We start from the raw sequence: 15,449 nt of genomic DNA on the forward strand, positions 1-15,449 counted from the left end.
CGGTCTGGGCCGGGGTCTTGGACGGGGACGCGCGGGGGCCGCTGCGCCGATCGGCCAGCCCGTCCCATCCCTGCCGCCGGTACCGGCCCACCCAGCGGTGCGCGCATTGCCGCGACACTCCCAGCTCGGCCGCGACGTGGGCGACCGGGCGGCCACCGAACACGACACGGCGAACCAGCAGGCATCTGCCGTGGAAAGTCAGACGGGCGTTAGCGTGGCTCACTGAGACCTCCGGGTGCTGGTGAAGCGTGCAACTCCACTACGCCCGGAGGTCTTCTTGCTGATCAAACACCTACCGGTCAGGTGTCACCAAGATCATGGCCAAGTACAGCTAGCGCGCCGTCCCCGGGGGAGGGCCTGCCCCGCCGGCCGCGGGCCGAGGGCAGGTCTAGACCTCATGACCGGCTCGGCTAGCCTAGCCAGTTGAGCCTTACAAGGACTGCTGGCCAGGTGTAGGAAAGGGACAGCAACAGCATGCCCAAGATCAAAGTAGCGGGCCCGGTCGTCGAACTCGACGGCGACGAAATGACGCGGATCATCTGGAAATTCATCAAGGACCAGCTGATCCTGCCTTACCTCGATGTGGACCTGAAGTACTACGACCTGGGAATCGAGCACCGTGACGCCACGGACGACCAGGTCACCGTCGACGCCGCCAACGCCATCAAGCAGCACGGCGTGGGCGTCAAGTGCGCGACCATCACCCCCGACGAGGCGCGCGTCGAGGAGTTCGGCCTGAAGAAGATGTGGCGGTCCCCGAACGGGACGATCCGCAACATCCTGGGCGGCGTGATCTTCCGTGAGCCGATCGTTGCGTCCAACATCCCCCGCCTGGTGCCCGGCTGGACGAAGCCGATCATCATCGGCCGCCACGCCCACGGCGACCAGTACAAGGCCACCGACTTCGTCGTCCCCGGCCCGGGCAAGGTGACGATCACCTACACCCCGCAGGACGGCTCCGAGCCGATGGAGCTGGAGATCGCCGACTTCCCCGGCGGCGGGGTCGCGATGGGCATGTACAACTTCGACGACTCGATCCGCGACTTCGCCCGGACGAGCATGCGGTACGCGCTCAACCGCGAGATGCCGCTGTACATGTCCACGAAGAACACGATCCTCAAGGCCTACGACGGCCGGTTCAAGGACCTCTTCCAGGAGATCTACGAGACCGAGTTCAAGGCCGAGTTCGAGGCCAAGGGCCTCACCTACGAGCACCGCCTCATCGACGACATGGTCGCCGCGGCGCTCAAGTGGGAGGGCGGGTTCGTCTGGGCGGCCAAGAACTACGACGGCGACGTCCAGTCCGACACCCTCGCGCAGGGCTTCGGCTCGCTCGGCCTCATGACGTCGGTCCTCATGACCCCGGACGGCAAGACCGTCGAGGCCGAGGCCGCGCACGGCACGGTGACCCGGCACTACCGGCAGCACCAGCAGGGCAAGCCGACGTCGACCAACCCGATCGCGTCGATCTTCGCCTGGACCCGCGGCCTCGAGCACCGCGGCAAGCTCGACAACAACCCGGAGCTGATCGGCTTCGCCCGCGACCTCGAAGAGGTCTGCGTCAAGACCGTCGAAGGCGGCCAGATGACCAAGGACCTGGCTCTCCTTGTCGGCAAGGACACGCCTTTCCTGACGACGCAGGAATTCCTGGAGGCTCTCGACACCAACCTCCAGAAGAAGATCAACGGATAGTATTCAAGGGATTGCTCCCCGCACATGCGGGATGGTCCCGACTTCGCCCTGCTGGTCGGGCGTGACACACCGTGGTCCCCGCGCACGCGGGGTTGAAGGCCGTCCCGGATTCGTTCCGGGGCGGCCTTCCGCGTGTCCGGGGACCGGGGGCATGCCGGGTGGTGAACCTGGCCGGTGGCGGGTAGGGGGCGCGCGATAGCCTGATCCCCGGAACTATCTCGACGGCGAGAGAACCCGCGCGGGCGGACTCTCCGGCGGTCGGGTTCGAAGGATGGCCGCCTGAGCCCCGTCAGGTCACAGCAGGAGAAGAAGGCAATGACGCGCACCCCAGTCACCGTCACCGTTACCGGCGCCGCGGGCCAGATCGGCTACGCGCTGCTGTTCCGCATCGCGTCCGGGCAGCTCCTCGGCGCGGACGTACCCGTCCGCCTGCGGCTGCTGGAGATCCCGCAGGCGGTGAAGGCCGCCGAGGGCACCGCGATGGAACTGGACGACTGCGCGTTCCCGCTGCTGTCCGGCGTCGACATCTTCGACGACGCGACGAAGGCGTTCGAGGGCGCGAACGTGGCGCTGCTCGTCGGCGCCCGCCCGCGCACCAAGGGCATGGAGCGCGGTGACCTGCTGGAGGCCAACGGCGGCATCTTCAAGCCGCAGGGCGAGGCGATCAACGCCGGCGCCGCCGACGACATCAAGGTCCTCGTCGTCGGCAACCCGGCGAACACCAATGCCCTGATCGCGAAGTCGCACGCGCCGGACGTCCCGGCCGACCGGTTCACCGCGATGACGCGCCTCGACCACAACCGCGCGCTCGCGCAGCTCTCGAAGAAGGCGGGCGTCTCGGTCGCCGACCTCCGGAGGCTGACGATCTGGGGCAACCACTCCGCCACCCAGTACCCGGACATCTTCCACGCCGAGATCGCCGGCAAGAACGCCGCCGAGACGGTGAACGACCAGGCCTGGCTGGAGAACGACTTCATCCCGACCGTCGCCAAGCGCGGCGCCGCGATCATCGAGGCGCGCGGCGCGTCGTCGGCGGCGTCGGCCGCGTCCGCCGCGATCGACCACGTGCACACCTGGGTGAACGGCACCGCCGACAACGACTGGACGTCCATGGCGGTCGTGTCGGACGGCTCCTACGGCGTCCCGGAGGGCCTGATCTCGTCCTTCCCGGTCACCACCAAGGACGGCGACTGGGAGATCGTCCAGGGCCTGGAGATCAACGACTTCTCCCGCGCCCGCATCGACGCCTCGGTGAACGAGCTGTCGGAGGAGCGCGACGCGGTCCGCAAGCTCGGCCTCATCTGACCCTTGTGCGGACGAGCCCCGGACCCGCCTCGGGTCCGGGGCTCGCCCATATCCGCTTCGTCACATCTCCTCTTCGAGGAGGGCGCGGAAGGCGCGCGGGGGCCGGCCGGTGACGTGCTGGACGGTGTCGGTGACGCGGTCCTCGGCTCCCTCGGCGATGGCCTGGTCCATGCCGGCGAGCATCGCGGCGAATTCCGGCGACATCTGGCCGGTGAGGCGGTCGCGCATCTCCTCGTAGGACAGGGGGCGGTGGGTCACCGACCGGCCGGAGACCTCGGTGATGCATGTAGCGATGTCGTCGTAGCTCAGCGCCTCCGGTCCGGTGAGAACGAGATCGGTGTTCGGGGCCTGTTCGTCGGTCAGGGCGTGGACTGCGACGGCTGCGATGTCTCCGGCGTCGATGAAGCCGACCCGGCCGCTTCCGGCGGCGGTCCAGATGGTGCCGTCTTCGCGGATGCTGAGGGCGTGGACGTGCGTGCCGGTGAAGTTCTGCATGAACCAGGAGGGACGCAGCACCGCCCACTGCTCGAACAGGCCGGGCAGGGCCCGATGCACCATTCCCACCGCCGGGCCGCCCTCGGGAATGGCCGAGGAGCTGAGGAGCACCGCGCGGTGGACGCCGGCGGCGCGAGCCTGTTCGAGGAAGGGCAGCATGATCGCCGCCGGATCGACGTCGCCCGGGGGCGGCACGAGGTAGAGGCCGTCGACCCCGTCGAGGGCGGCGGCGTGGGTGGCGGGGCCGTACCAGTCGAAGGGGACCGGCTCCGCGCCGGGGACGGCGGTGGCGTGACGGCCGGCGGCCTTGACGTGGTGACCGGCGGCCGTCAGCCGCGCGGCGGTGCGGCTGCCGGTGGTCCCGGTGGCGCCGATGATCAACGTGGTGCCGGCGGTGGTCATCGGCTGCTCCCGGCGAAGTCGGTGCCGGGTTCTTGCACGACGAGCGGGTTCCGGCAGTCCGGACATGGGCATCCTCCATATCGTAGAATCTGGACCCCAGGTCCACTTTTTACGATATGGACTCGGGGTCCGATTTGCAAATGGAGGAGCCGCGTGCCCGAGCGCAAGCCCCGCAAGGACGCCGCCCGGAACAGAAAGGCCGTCCTTGAGGCCGCCGACCACCTGTTCGCCCACTGCGAGAGCCCCGAGGACGTCACCATGGCCGACATCGCGACGGCGGCCGGTGTGGGTAAGGGAACGGCCTTCCGTGCCTTCGGCGACCGCGCCGGCCTGCTCCGCGCACTGTACGAGGCACGGCTCGAACCGATCAGGAAGGCCGTCGAAGCCGGCCCGCCACCTCTGGGGCCCACCACCCCTCCGGATCAGCGCGTGGCCGCTCTGCTCGACGCCGTCCTGTGCTTCAAGCTCGACAACCGCCCTCTCGCGCTGGCCTTGGAGGAGAGCGGAAGCAACAGCCCTTACCAGGCAGAGCATTACGAGCGGTGGCACAGCCTGCTCCAGTCCATGCTGGAGCAGATCCCCGGCCTGACCGGCATCGACTTCACCGCCCATGTGCTGCTCGCCGCCACCCGGGCCGACCTCGTCGAACGCCTGGCCGGACTAGAGGGCGTGCCGCGCGAGGAGATGCGGGCGCAACTGGCGGGCTTCGTCGCCAGAGTCATCGACTCACGCCCTCTGCCTGAAGGTGTATGAGATGCGCCGGGATCTACGGCCGGCCGTCGGTCAGGCGGGGGTGGTCCTCGCCACGTAGTAGATGTTCAGCGGGTCCCCCTCGATCGAGTGGACCTGGACGTCGGTGAAGCCCGCCTCCCCGAGCATCCGCCGGGCGGTCTGCTCTCCCCAGACCGTGCCGAGGCCGGCGCCGCCGGTGCTCAGCGAGGTGGTCATGCAGTAGAAGACCGAGAAGCTGTAGATCGCGGGCCCGAAAGGATGGTCCAGGTTCTCCTCCAGGTTGCTGGACGCGGCGATGTCGCCCATCAGGAAGACGCCGCCGTCGCGGAGGGACGCGGCGATGGCGTCGAGGGTCTCCTGCGGCCGGGCCAGGTCGTGGATGACGTCGAAGGCGGTGACCAGGTCGTACCGTCCGGTGATCCGCGTCGCGTCGCCGATCGTGTAGCCGACGTTGTCCAGGGACAGCCGGTCGGCCTCCCTGCGCGCGGCGGCGATGCCCTCCTCCGACTGGTCGAGGCCCTGGAAGCGGCTGTTCGGGAAGGCGCGGGCCAGGACGATGGGCGCGTGCCCCTGGCCGGTGCCCACGTCCAGGACGTCGATGCCCTCGCTCAGCCGCTCGGTCAGGCCCGGGACCATCGGGACGATCGTGTCGACGAGGGCCGCGTCGTACACGCGGGCCGTCTCCTTCGCCTGGAGGGCCTGGAAGCGGGGGTAGGCGGAGTAGGGGACGCCGCCGCCTTCGCGGAACGACGCGACGACCCGCTGCTCGACCTCGCCCATCAGCGCGATGTACGGCATCAGCCCGGCGAGGTTGTCGGGGCCGGCGGCGGTGGTGAGCGAGGCGGCGTGTTCGGGAGGCAGCGTGTACGTCGCGCCGTCCGGCTCGTACTCCAGGATGCCGCCGACGACCATGCCGCCCAGCCATTCGCGCACGTACCGCTCGTCGAGCCGTGCCGCCTTGGCGATGTCGGAGCTCGTGGACGGGGGCAGCGTGCTCATGGTGTCGAACAGGCCGGCCTGGTGGCCGACGCTCACGAGGAGGGCCAGCGCTCCCTTGTTGAGGACGTCGACCATGAGGCCGCTGAACTCCTCCTGTCGCGTGGCGTCCGGTGACATGGCCCCTCCTCGGGATCAGAACGGCATCGTTTCTCCTCTTCGTCCCTATCGCGGCCGGGACGGCGGAGGGGAGCCGGGCGCCGAAGTATTTGCCGGATCTGGGCGAAGCCATCACTCTCCGCCCGTCGAGGTCCGCGGCACCTGATCCGCTCACGGGCGGCGCCCGGGCGAGCGGCGGGGGTGACAAAAGATCTGAAGGCGTCGGTATCGGTCGCTAGGGTGTGTGATCGCTCGGATGGTGATCGGGGGAGGCGTGCCGGTGGCGGAACAGGCGTTTCAGGTCGACCTGCGCGGTGTGGTGGATCTGCTGAGCCGCCATCTGTACGCGACCCCGCGGGTGTACCTGCGGGAGCTGCTGCAGAACGCGGTGGACGCGATCACGGCGCGCGGCGAGGGCGGCCGGGTCGAGATCGAGACCGGCGGCGGGACGCTGCGGGTCCACGACGACGGGGTCGGCCTCACCGAGGACGAGGTGCACACGCTGCTCGCGACGATCGGCCGGTCGTCCAAGCGGGACGAGCTGGGGTTCGCGCGGCACGACTTCCTCGGGCAGTTCGGGATCGGGCTGCTGTCCGCCTTCCTCGTCGCGGACGAGATCGAGGTCGTGACCAGGTCCGCGAAGGGCGGCGGCGCCGTCCGCTGGACGGGACGGTCCGAGGGCAGCTACCGGGTCGAGCCCGGCGAGCGGGACGAGCCCGGCACGACGGTCACGCTCCGGGCCCGGCCGGGGGCGGCGGAGCTGCTGAGCCCGCCGGTCGTCGCCGAGCTGGCCCGCACGTACGGATCGCTGCTGCCGGTGGAGCTGACCGTCGACGGGGCGACGGTCACCGGGGACGGGCCGCCGTGGCGGGCGCAGTACCCCGACCCGGCCGCGCGCCGCCGGGCGCTGGAACGTTACTGCGAGGAGCTTTACGGGTTCGTCCCGTTCGACGTCGTCGACCTCGACGTGCCGGAGGCGGGCCTCACCGGGGTCGCGTTCGTGCTGCCGGAGCCGGTCTCGCCGACCGCCCGGTCCGCGCACCGCGTCTACCTGAAGCGGATGCTGCTGGCCGAGGGCGTCGAGGGGCTGCTGCCCGAGTGGGCGTTCTTCGCTCGGTGCGTCGTGGACGCGGGCGAGCTGCGCCCGACCGCCAGCCGCGAGGCGCTGTACGAGGACGAGCTGCTCGACGCGACCAGGCACGGGCTCGGCGACGTCCTGCGGCAGTGGCTGGTGGCGCTGGCCGAGACCGATCCGGCGAGGCTGCGCGCCTTCCTGCGGCTCCACCAGCTCGGGGTGAAGGCGATGGCCCTGCACGACGACGACATGCTGCGCATCGTGGACCGCTGGCTGGAGTACGAGACGTCCGCCGGGCCGATGACGCTGCACGAGTTCCGCCGCCGGCACCCGGACGGCCGGTTCACCGCGAGCGTGGACGAGTTCCGGCGGCTGTCGGCGGTGGCGGGCGCGCAGGGCGTCGGCCTCGTCAACGGCGGCTACGTGCACGACACCGAGATCATCGAGCGGCTGCCCGAGGTGGACCCCGACATCCGGCTCGCCCGGCTGGACGCGGCGGAGCTGACCACCACGTTCGGCGTCCTCGACCCGGCGGCCGAGCTGGCGCTGCGCCCGTTCCTGGCGGCGGCGCAGCGGGCCGTGGAGCGGCTCGGGTGCGAGGTGGTCGTCCGCGACTTCGATCCCGCGTCGTTGCCCGCGCTGTACCTCACGAGCCGCGACGCGCAGTTCCGCGAGGAGCTGACGCGGGCGCAGGAGGAGGCCGGCGAGCTGTGGGCGGACGTGCTCGGCGCCGTCGGCGCCACGGCCGGCGCCGACCGCCCGCAGCTGGTGCTGAACCACCGCAACCCGCTGGCCCGTCGCATCACGGCGCTGGGGGATGGCGGGCCGGTCGAGCCGGCCGTCCAGGCCCTGTACGGGCAGGCGCTGCTGCTCGGCCACCATCCGCTGCGGCCCGCCGACACGGCGGTGCTGAACCGTTCCTTCATCGGCCTGCTGGAGTGGGCCGTCCACTCCCCGGAGGCTCCCGAATGACCGCTGAGGACGTCTACGCGCTGATGACGCGATCGCAGGAGCTGCCCTACGGGGAGGCCAGGACCGTCCTGGTGGAGGACGCGCTGCGCCGCGCCGAGGCGGCCGGCGACGAGGTGCTGGCGTACCGGGTGCGGGTCCGGCTGACCGACGCCTACCAGTTCGGCGGCGAGCCGGCGAAGGCGTTCGCGACGTTCAGCCGGTCGCTGGCCGAGCACGACCGCGACCCCGGCCGGTTCGACGAGGAGCACTTCCTGCTGTGGCAGATGAAGGGCATGGTGGGCGCCCTCACGCTGTTCCCGGAGATCCCGCTCGACCGGACGTACGCGGTGCTGGACGACATGGAGCGCCGCTACCTCGCCGGCGGCCACAGCCCGCAGGCGGTCTACCGGCGCCGCCACCTCGTGGCCCGCCACATCGGCGACGGGACGGCCGACGACTGGTACGCGAAGTGGCGCGCGGCCCGGCGGGACGAGCTGTCGGACTGCGAGGGCTGCGACCCGACCGGCATGGTCAACCACCTCGTCGAGACCGGCCGCCACGAGGAGGCGGCCGAGATCGCCGCGCCCGTGCTGGCCGCCCGGCTGACCTGCAACGAGCAGCCGCAGTCGATCCGGACCGCGATGATGCCGGTGTTCCTGCGGACGGGCCGTCCCGAGCAGGCCGCCGACGCGCACCGCCGCGCCTACCGGGTGCACCGGTCGCGGCTCGCCGACCTGTCCGACATCGCCGACCACCTGGAGTTCTGCGCGGTGACGGGCAACGAGGCGCGCGGGCTGGAGATCGTCCAGCGGCATCTCGGGTGGCTGGACCGGGCGCCGAGCGCGCACGCGGAGATGCGGTTCGCCGCCGCGGCGGCGCTGGTCCTGGACCGGGTCGCCGCCGCCGGACACGGCGCGGCGACCGTCCGCCGCCCCGCCGCCGACGGCCGCCCGGCCGCCGACGTGCCGCTCCCGGACCTCCGCGAGGAGCTGCGGACCCGCGCCACGGATCTCGCGGACCGGTTCGACGCCCGCAACGGGACGTCCCGCCAGGGCGACCTGGTACGCGCGACGCTGGCGGCCGAGCCGTTCGCCGACTTCGTCCCGCTGGCCGCGCACCACCGGCGCCCCGCGCCCGCCCCGGCCCCGGCGCCCCGGCCCGTCCCGCAGGAGGACTTCACGGCCGTGGACGACCTGGACGCCCTCCTCGACATCGCGGACGAGCGCCGCACACGCCAGGACATCGCACGCACCCTGGCCGCGTGGCGGCGTTTCGACGCCCTCGCGGAGACGACGGAGCCGACGCCGCTCCAGAAGGCCCGCCGCCTGGACGCGCAAGGCGTCGAGCACGCCGTCGAGGGCGACCACGAGGAGGCCGTCGCGTGCTGGCACGAGGCCGCCCGCCGGTTCGCCGAGCTGGGCGACGAGACCCGCCGGCACCGCGTGCTCAGCCGCCTCGGCGGGATGCGCGTGCAGACCGGCGACAAGGACGGCCTCCAGGACGTGGCCGCGGCCGCCGAGTACTTCGCGCACCACCCGGACGACGACGGCGCGGCCACGGGCTCGCTCATCCGGCTGGCCACCGCGCACGTCGACCTCGGGAACCCGGAGGACGCCGTCGCCGCCCTCGACCGGATCGCCGGGGACGACGCGCCGGACCGGGCCGGTCTCCTGTGGGGGGACGACCCCCCACGCCCCCCGGAAGAGCCGGCCGGCCCGGCTCCCTCCGCTCCGCTGGAGCTCCGCTCCGGGAACCGGGCCGGCGAGGCGTGGTTCGTCCGCGGGCAGGCGCTGCTCAAGCTCGGCGACGCCGATGGTGCCACCGAAGCGCTGCGCCGCTCCGCCGGCGCCGCGCGGACCTCCGCGGACCCCGAGGAGGTGGCCGCGCCCGCGCTGCTGCTCGCCCGGATCCTGGCCGCGCGGGAGAGCGGCCCGGACGAGGAGACCTTCGCCCTGCTGGACGAGGCGATCGCCGCGCTGCGGGGCTCCGCGCCGATGCGCGCGGCGGCGCACTGCGACCGCGGCCTGGCGCTGCTGGCCGCCGACCGCGCGGCCGACGCCGTCCCCGACCTCGTGGAGGCCATCGCCGCCTGGACGGCCGGGGGTTCGCACGAGCAGGCCGTCCATCTCCGCGTGGACCTCGCCGCCGCCTACCTGGCCGCGGACCGCCACCTGGAGGCCGCCGAGGCCGCCGAGGAGGCGCTGCCCGGCCTCGACGGTGACGTCGCACGGCGCTGCCGCCTGATCCTCGCGCACGCCCAGAAGCGCCTCGGCGAGGAGGACGCCGCCGCGACGTTCCGGTCCCTCGCCGAGGACGCCGCGCAGGAGGGCCGCCACGACGCCGTCGCGCACTTCCTCGACGAGGCCGCCGACGTCCTGAGCGACCTCGACAAGGACGCCCTGGCCGCCGAGCGGTTCGCCGAGGCCGCCGAGGCGTTCGAGAAGGCCGGCGACCCGTACGGCGTGGTCCGCGCCCGCCGCCGCGCGGCGATGTGCCGGCTGTGGAGCGGCGAAGGCGAGAAGGCCGTCACCACCATGGAGACGGCCCGCGCGGCCCTGGCGGGCCTGCCCCCGGACAACGAGCCGGCCCGGATCTGGGAGACCGCCCTGGTCTCCTACGACCAGGCCCGTGTCCTGGCCCGGACGGGCGCCCTCGCGGAGGCCGCGTCCCACGCCTCCGCGGCCGTGGACGGCTTCACCGCCCTCGGCGAGACCGGCCCCGCCGAGGAGGCGACCCGCCTCCACGACGACATCACCTCGGCCCTGAACACCTGACCGGCCGGAGCGGTCAGTGGAGGCGGCGGGCGCCCGCCGAGGGGGTGGCCTCCAGGAACGCGGGGAGCGTCCAGGAACGCTTCTCGTAGGCCGCGGTGATCGCGTCCCGCACCGCGGCGGCGCGGGACGCGGGGGCCAGCACGATGATCGAGCCGCCGAAGCCGCCGCCCACCATGCGGCCGCCGCGGGCGCCGGCGCGCAGCGCGGCGTCGACGGCCGTGTCGGCCTCGGGCCAGGAGATCTCGAACTGGTCGCGCAGCGAGAGGTGCGAGGCGTTCAGCATCGCCCCGAGCTCGGGGAGGGCGCCCGCGTGCAGCAGGCCGACGGTGGCCTCGACGCGGTGGTTCTCGGTGACGACGTGCTGGACGCGGCGCCGCAGGACGGGGTCGGGCAGCGTCCCGAGGGCGGTGGCCAGGTCCTTGACGTCACGGAGGGCGTCCACGCCGAGAAGCGACGCGGCCTCCTCGCATTCGGTGCGGCGGCGGCCGTAGTCTCCTTCGGAGAGGGCGTGCGAGGCGCGCGTGTCGACCACCAGCAGGGTCATGTCCGACGCGGCCGGGTCGAACGGGACCTGCGACGACAGCTCGCTGCGGCAGTCCAGCATCAGCGCGTGGCCGGCGGTGCACAGCAGGGACGCCGACTGGTCCATCAGCCCGCACGGCACGCCGACCTGCTCGTTCTCGGCGCGCTGCGCGAGCCGGGCCAGGACCGGGCGGTCGATCCGCACGCCGTGCAGGTCGCACAGCGCGAGCGCCGTCGCGCACTCCAGGGCGGCGGACGAGGACAGCCCCGCGCCCTGCGGCAGGTCGGAGTCGATCAGCAGGGACGCGCCGCCGGTGCCGTGCTCGCGCAGCACGCGGGCGACGCCGACCGGGTAGGCCGCCCAGGCCCGCTCGGGCGGCCAGTTCTCGGAGACGACCGGCCCGCCCGCCACCGGAGCGGTGACGGCGGTGGCGGCCTGCCGCGACCGGACCTCGACCATGCCGTCGTCGCGCCGCGCCGCGGCCACCGAGACGCCCAGGGACATGGCGAAAGGCAGCACGAAACCGTCGTTGTAGTCGGTGTGCTCACCGATCAGGTTGACCCGGCCGGGCGCGTGCCAGACGCCCTCGGGAGCGCGCCCGAACGCCTCGCGGAACGACTCGATCATCGCGAGCGCAGGAAGGTCCACGCGTCATCGATCATGGTGCGCAGGTCGCGTTCGGGCTTCCAGCCGAGCTCGGCCTGGATCTTCTCCGACGAGGCGACCAGCACGGCCGGGTCCCCGGCGCGGCGCGGCGCCACCTCGGCCGGGATCTCGCGGCCGGTGACCTCGCGGCAGGCCTCGACGACCTCCCGGACGGAGTTGCCGGTGCCGCTGCCCAGGTTGAAGACCTGGTGCGTGCCCGGCGCGCACGCGTCCAGCGCGAGCAGGTGCGCGCGGCCGAGGTCGGTGACGTGGATGTAGTCGCGGATGCAGGTGCCGTCCGGCGTCGGGTAGTCGTCGCCGAACATCCGCACCGTGTCGCCCTCGCCCTGCGCGATCTTCAGCACGTTCGGGATCAGGTGGGTCTCGACCGTGTGCCGCTCGCCGTGCCGCCCGTGGGCGCCCGCGACGTTGAAGTACCGCAGCGACACCCCGCCGATGCCGTGCAGCCGCGCGTACTCGGCCAGCGCCGTGTCGATCGCCAGCTTGGACGCGCCGTAGGGGTTGGTGGGGCGGGTCGGGTCCGTCTCCAGGATCGGCGTCGACTCCGGCTCGCCGTAGGTCGCGGCCGTCGAGGAGAACACGATCCGGGGGACGCCCGCGGCGCGCATCGCCTCCAGCAGGGCCAGCGACTCGCCGAGGTTCTTGTCCCAGTACAGGCCGGGCTTCTCGACGGACTCGCCGACGAGCGACTTGGCGGCGAAGTGCAGCACCGCCTCGAACCCGGCGCCGCCGAGGACGTCCGCCGCGGTGTCGCGCAGCGTGCCGCGGACGAGCCGGGCGCCGTCCGGCACCGCGTCCTCGTGGCCGGTGGACAGGTCGTCCAGCACGACGACCTCGTGTCCCGCCTCCAGGAGCAGGGCGGAGACGACGCTGCCGACGTAGCCGGCGCCTCCGGTGACGAGCAGCTTCACTGACGGACCTCCTGAGGAGACTCTCGGACGGCGGGGTGCGTCCAGGCTATCCGGAACGCCGAACGGGGAAGGTTGAACCCATGGACCGGACGCCGCCCCGGCCGCCCGCGAGGCCCGCGCGCACCCTGGCGCGGCCCCTGGTGTGGCTGCTGTCGAGTTCGACCGATCTCGTCGTGCGGCTGTCGGGCGGTGACCCGCACGCGCTGCGGGAGGAGCTCACGGCGGAGCGGATGCGCGCCCTTGTGGCGGAGAACACCCAGCTCACCGCGGACGAGCGGGCGCTGATCGGGGAGGTGTTCGCGGCGGGGGAGCGGCCGCTGCGGGAGGTCCTCGTGCCGCGCACCGAGGTGGTGTTCCTGGACGCGGCGCTGCCGCTGACGGCCGCCGCGCGCGCCGCGTCGGGCAGCCCGCACTCCCGGTTCCCCGTCTGCCGCGACTCCCACGACGAGGTGATCGGCTTCGTGCACATCCGCGACCTGCTGGCCCCCGACGCGCCGGACGGGGACCCGCCGGACGGGGACGCGCCGGTGGGCGACCTGGTGCGGCCGGTGAAGTTCCTGCCGTCCTCCAAGCGGGTGCTGCCGGCCCTGACCGAGATGCGCCGCGAGGGCTGCCACCTGGCGATCGTCATGGACGAGTACGGCGGCGTCGCCGGGATCGTCACGCTGGAGGACCTGCTGGAGGAGCTGATCGGCGACATCCGCGACGAATATGATGTGCAGGACGCGCAGGCGCGCCGCCTGCACGGCGGGGTGGTCGAGGTCGACGGCCTGCTCAACCTGGACGACTTCGCCGCCGAGACCGGCATCCGGCTGCCGGCCGGGCCGTACGAGACGGTCGCCGGGCACATCATGGCGGTGCTGCGCCGGGTGCCCGCCGAGGGCGACTCGGTGGAGGCCGGGGGCCGCCGTCTCGCGGTGGCCCGGATGGACGGCCGGCGGGTGGCCCGCGTGCGCGTCATGCCGCGCGTGGCGCCGCAGGCCGCGGTCACCGGAGGGGCCACCGGCGGCGGAACCGCAAGCGACACCTGAGAGAATCGGTCCGTGCACATGCCCGAAGCGTCCCGCCCCGAAGCGTCCGCCGGAACGGCCGCGGCCAAGCCGCGCGTGCTGTCCGGCATCCAGCCCACCGCCGACTCGTTCCACCTCGGCAACTATCTGGGCGCGCTGCGGCAGTGGGTCTCGATGCAGGACACGCACGACGCGTTCTACTGCGTGGTCGACCTGCACGCCATCACCGTCGAGCACGACCCCGCGCTGCTGCGCCGCCGGACGAAGGTCGCCGTCGCGCAGCTCCTCGCGATGGGCCTCGACCCCGAGCGCGCCACCGTGTTCGTGCAGAGCCACGTCCCCGAGCACGCGGAGCTGGCGTGGGTGCTCAGCTGCCTCACCGGGTTCGGCGAGGCGGGCCGGATGACGCAGTTCAAGGACAAGTCGTCCAGGCAGGGCACCGGCGGGACGAGCGTCGGCCTGTTCACCTACCCGATCCTGCAGGCCGCCGACATCCTGCTGTACTCGCCCGACCCCACCCGGGGGAAGCGGGCGCTGCGCGTCCCGGTCGGCGAGGACCAGCGGCAGCACCTGGAGCTGACCCGCACGCTCGCGCAGCGGTTCAACCACCGGTTCGGCGACACCTTCGTGCCGCCGGAGGCGCACATCCCCGAGGGCGCCGCGAAGATCACCGACCTGCAGGAGCCGGACGCGAAGATGAGCAAGTCCGCGTCCTCCCCGCAGGGGATCATCGACGTGCTGGAGGAGCCCGGCCCGATGCGCAAGAAGATCATGCGCGCGGTCACCGACACCGGCACCGAGATCGTCTACGACGAGGAGAAGAAGGCCGGCGTCACCAACCTGCTGCGGATCTTCTCCGCGCTGGAGGGTACGCCCATCCCCGACCTGGAGCGCCGGTACGAGGGCTCCGGGTACGGGCGGTTCAAGAAGGACCTCGCACAGGTCGTCCTCGACACGTTCACGCCGATCAGGGAGCGCACGCTGAAACTGCTGGACGACGAGGAGCAGCTGGACCGGCTCCTCGCCCAGGGCGCCCGGCGCGCCTCCGACGTCGCCGCCGGGACGATGGAGACCGTGCGCGAACGGGTGGGATTCGTGGGACGTGGTCGCTGACCGTCCCCCGCGCGACGCCGCCGCGGAGGGCCCCGCCGGGGCGCCCTCCGCGACGGGCGGCGCGGTCGCGGCCGCCGGCGAGGGGACGCGCACGATCGGCGTCGCCATCCCCATCCCCGACCCGCACGGCTCGTTCCTGCAGGCCAGGCGCGCCTCGTTCGGCGATCCGCTCGCCCACGCGATCCCGACGCACATCACGCTGCTGCCGCCGACCGTCGTGCGCGAGGCCGACCTGGACGCCATCGAGGAGCATCTGCGCGGCGTCGCGCGCACCGAGACCCCGTTCCCGATCAGGTTGCGCGGCAGCGGAACGTTCCGGCCGGTGTCGCCGGTGGTGTTCGTGGCGCTCGCCGAGGGGATCGGCGGCTGCGAGCGCGTCCAGGCGAAGGTTCTGTCGGGCCCGCTCGCCCGGCCGCTGCCGTTCCCGTACCACCCGCACGTCACCATCGCCCACCACCTGCCCGACGACGTCATGGACCGGGCGTTCAAGCAGCTCGCCGGGTACAGCGCCGACTTCGAGGCGTGGGGGTTCTCCCTCTACGAGCACGGGCCGGACGGCGTGTGGCGTCCGGAGTGCGACTTCATCTTCGGGAACGGCGTCATCCGGTCGCCCAGGCGCTGACGGACGCCTCCCCAGCGCCGCGCGGACGGCGCGCGGCCGGCACGCCGAAAAACGCTGTGTTCAACGGATGATTACGGTCTGCC

Annotated in this window: 13 protein-coding genes; 8 read left to right on the forward strand and 5 right to left on the reverse strand. The window is 72.7% G+C overall.

The features are described from left to right. The coding region (locus BM339_RS09590; RefSeq protein WP_143118341.1) for a helix-turn-helix domain-containing protein at window positions 1-223 on the reverse strand (223 nt) is incomplete at its 3' end. Window positions 224-474: 251 nt separating this feature from the next. Between BM339_RS09590 and BM339_RS09595 the strand changes: the two genes are divergently transcribed. After that, the gene (locus BM339_RS09595) at window positions 475-1,692 is read left to right on the forward strand and encodes an NADP-dependent isocitrate dehydrogenase (protein WP_075020641.1); all 1,218 of its coding nucleotides are present in this window, start codon (window positions 475-477) and stop codon (window positions 1,690-1,692) included. 315 nt (window positions 1,693-2,007) lie between these two features. After that, complete coding sequence (locus BM339_RS09600) at window positions 2,008-2,997, forward strand: malate dehydrogenase (RefSeq protein ID WP_021596505.1); 990 nt, start codon at window positions 2,008-2,010, stop codon at window positions 2,995-2,997. Window positions 2,998-3,057: 60 nt separating this feature from the next. Here the strand turns inward: BM339_RS09600 and BM339_RS09605 are convergent, their stop codons facing one another. Continuing rightward, window positions 3,058-3,894 (reverse strand): NAD(P)H-binding protein, encoded by an 837-nt coding sequence (locus tag BM339_RS09605; RefSeq protein WP_075020642.1) that lies wholly within the window; start codon window positions 3,892-3,894, stop codon window positions 3,058-3,060. 153 nt (window positions 3,895-4,047) lie between these two features. Between BM339_RS09605 and BM339_RS09610 the strand changes: the two genes are divergently transcribed. Further along, window positions 4,048-4,647 carry a TetR/AcrR family transcriptional regulator gene (locus tag BM339_RS09610; protein ID WP_021596507.1) on the forward strand — a complete coding sequence of 200 codons (600 nt, stop codon included), beginning with the start codon at window positions 4,048-4,050 and terminating at the stop codon, window positions 4,645-4,647. 30 nt (window positions 4,648-4,677) lie between these two features. Here the strand turns inward: BM339_RS09610 and BM339_RS09615 are convergent, their stop codons facing one another. Next, window positions 4,678-5,742 (reverse strand): class I SAM-dependent methyltransferase, encoded by a 1,065-nt coding sequence (locus BM339_RS09615; RefSeq protein WP_021596508.1) that lies wholly within the window; start codon window positions 5,740-5,742, stop codon window positions 4,678-4,680. A 235-nt stretch (window positions 5,743-5,977) separates the two neighbouring features. On the opposite strand from BM339_RS09615, the gene BM339_RS09620 reads away from it, so the two are divergent. Together BM339_RS09620 and BM339_RS09625 are read left to right on the forward strand one after the other, a co-directional pair. Further along, window positions 5,978-7,768: an HSP90 family protein gene (locus tag BM339_RS09620; protein ID WP_075020643.1), complete on the forward strand. Its 1,791-nt coding sequence runs from the start codon at window positions 5,978-5,980 to the stop codon at window positions 7,766-7,768. Then, complete coding sequence (locus BM339_RS09625) at window positions 7,765-10,521, forward strand: hypothetical protein (protein WP_075020644.1); 2,757 nt, start codon at window positions 7,765-7,767, stop codon at window positions 10,519-10,521. Before BM339_RS09620 ends, BM339_RS09625 begins: the two co-directional genes overlap by 4 nt. Before the next feature lie 13 nt (window positions 10,522-10,534). Here the strand turns inward: BM339_RS09625 and galK are convergent, their stop codons facing one another. Both galK and galE read right to left on the reverse strand, forming a co-directional pair. After that, on the reverse strand, window positions 10,535-11,671 hold the full coding sequence (gene galK / locus BM339_RS09630; protein WP_075020929.1) for a galactokinase: 1,137 nt from the start codon (window positions 11,669-11,671) through the stop codon (window positions 10,535-10,537). Further along, window positions 11,668-12,621, reverse strand: coding sequence for a UDP-glucose 4-epimerase GalE (gene galE / locus BM339_RS09635; protein WP_021598679.1), 954 nt, complete (start codon window positions 12,619-12,621; stop codon window positions 11,668-11,670). Before galE ends, galK begins: the two co-directional genes overlap by 4 nt. 80 nt (window positions 12,622-12,701) lie before the next feature. Here galE and BM339_RS09640 point away from each other — a divergent pair, with 80 nt between their 5' ends. Genes BM339_RS09640 through BM339_RS09650 form a run of 3 tightly spaced genes read left to right on the forward strand, consistent with a single transcriptional unit; the run spans window position 12,702 to window position 15,366 of the window. Beyond that, a complete protein-coding gene (locus tag BM339_RS09640; RefSeq protein ID WP_021598680.1) occupies window positions 12,702-13,652 on the forward strand; it encodes a hemolysin family protein in 951 nt (316 codons plus the stop codon). A gap of 18 nt (window positions 13,653-13,670) precedes the next feature. Then, window positions 13,671-14,744, forward strand: a complete 1,074-nt coding sequence (trpS, locus tag BM339_RS09645) for a tryptophan--tRNA ligase (RefSeq protein WP_021598681.1) — start codon at window positions 13,671-13,673, stop codon at window positions 14,742-14,744. Continuing rightward, on the forward strand, window positions 14,734-15,366 hold the full coding sequence (locus tag BM339_RS09650) for a 2'-5' RNA ligase family protein (protein ID WP_083597515.1): 633 nt from the start codon (window positions 14,734-14,736) through the stop codon (window positions 15,364-15,366). The genes trpS and BM339_RS09650 overlap by 11 nt, the downstream gene beginning before the upstream one ends. The last annotated feature ends 83 nt before the right edge of the window (window positions 15,367-15,449 follow it).

The sequence above is a fragment of the Actinomadura madurae genome (assembly GCF_900115095.1).
Classification (GTDB): Bacteria; Actinomycetota; Actinomycetes; order Streptosporangiales; family Streptosporangiaceae; genus Spirillospora; species Spirillospora madurae.

Bases quoted from the DNA above. Each gene is read 5' to 3' on its own strand.
- BM339_RS09595 (WP_075020641.1), top strand. From the start codon at position 475: ATGCCCAAGATCAAAGTAGCGGGCCCGGTCGTCGAACTCGACGGCGAC.
- BM339_RS09600 (WP_021596505.1), top strand. From the start codon at position 2,008: ATGACGCGCACCCCAGTCACCGTCACCGTTACCGGCGCCGCGGGCCAG.
- BM339_RS09605 (WP_075020642.1), bottom strand. From the start codon at position 3,894: ATGACCACCGCCGGCACCACGTTGATCATCGGCGCCACCGGGACCACC.
- BM339_RS09615 (WP_021596508.1), bottom strand. From the start codon at position 5,742: ATGTCACCGGACGCCACGCGACAGGAGGAGTTCAGCGGCCTCATGGTC.
- BM339_RS09620 (WP_075020643.1), top strand. From the start codon at position 5,978: ATGGTGATCGGGGGAGGCGTGCCGGTGGCGGAACAGGCGTTTCAGGTC.
- BM339_RS09625 (WP_075020644.1), top strand. From the start codon at position 7,765: ATGACCGCTGAGGACGTCTACGCGCTGATGACGCGATCGCAGGAGCTG.
- galK (WP_075020929.1), bottom strand. From the start codon at position 11,671: ATGATCGAGTCGTTCCGCGAGGCGTTCGGGCGCGCTCCCGAGGGCGTC.
- BM339_RS09640 (WP_021598680.1), top strand. From the start codon at position 12,702: ATGGACCGGACGCCGCCCCGGCCGCCCGCGAGGCCCGCGCGCACCCTG.
- trpS (WP_021598681.1), top strand. From the start codon at position 13,671: ATGCCCGAAGCGTCCCGCCCCGAAGCGTCCGCCGGAACGGCCGCGGCC.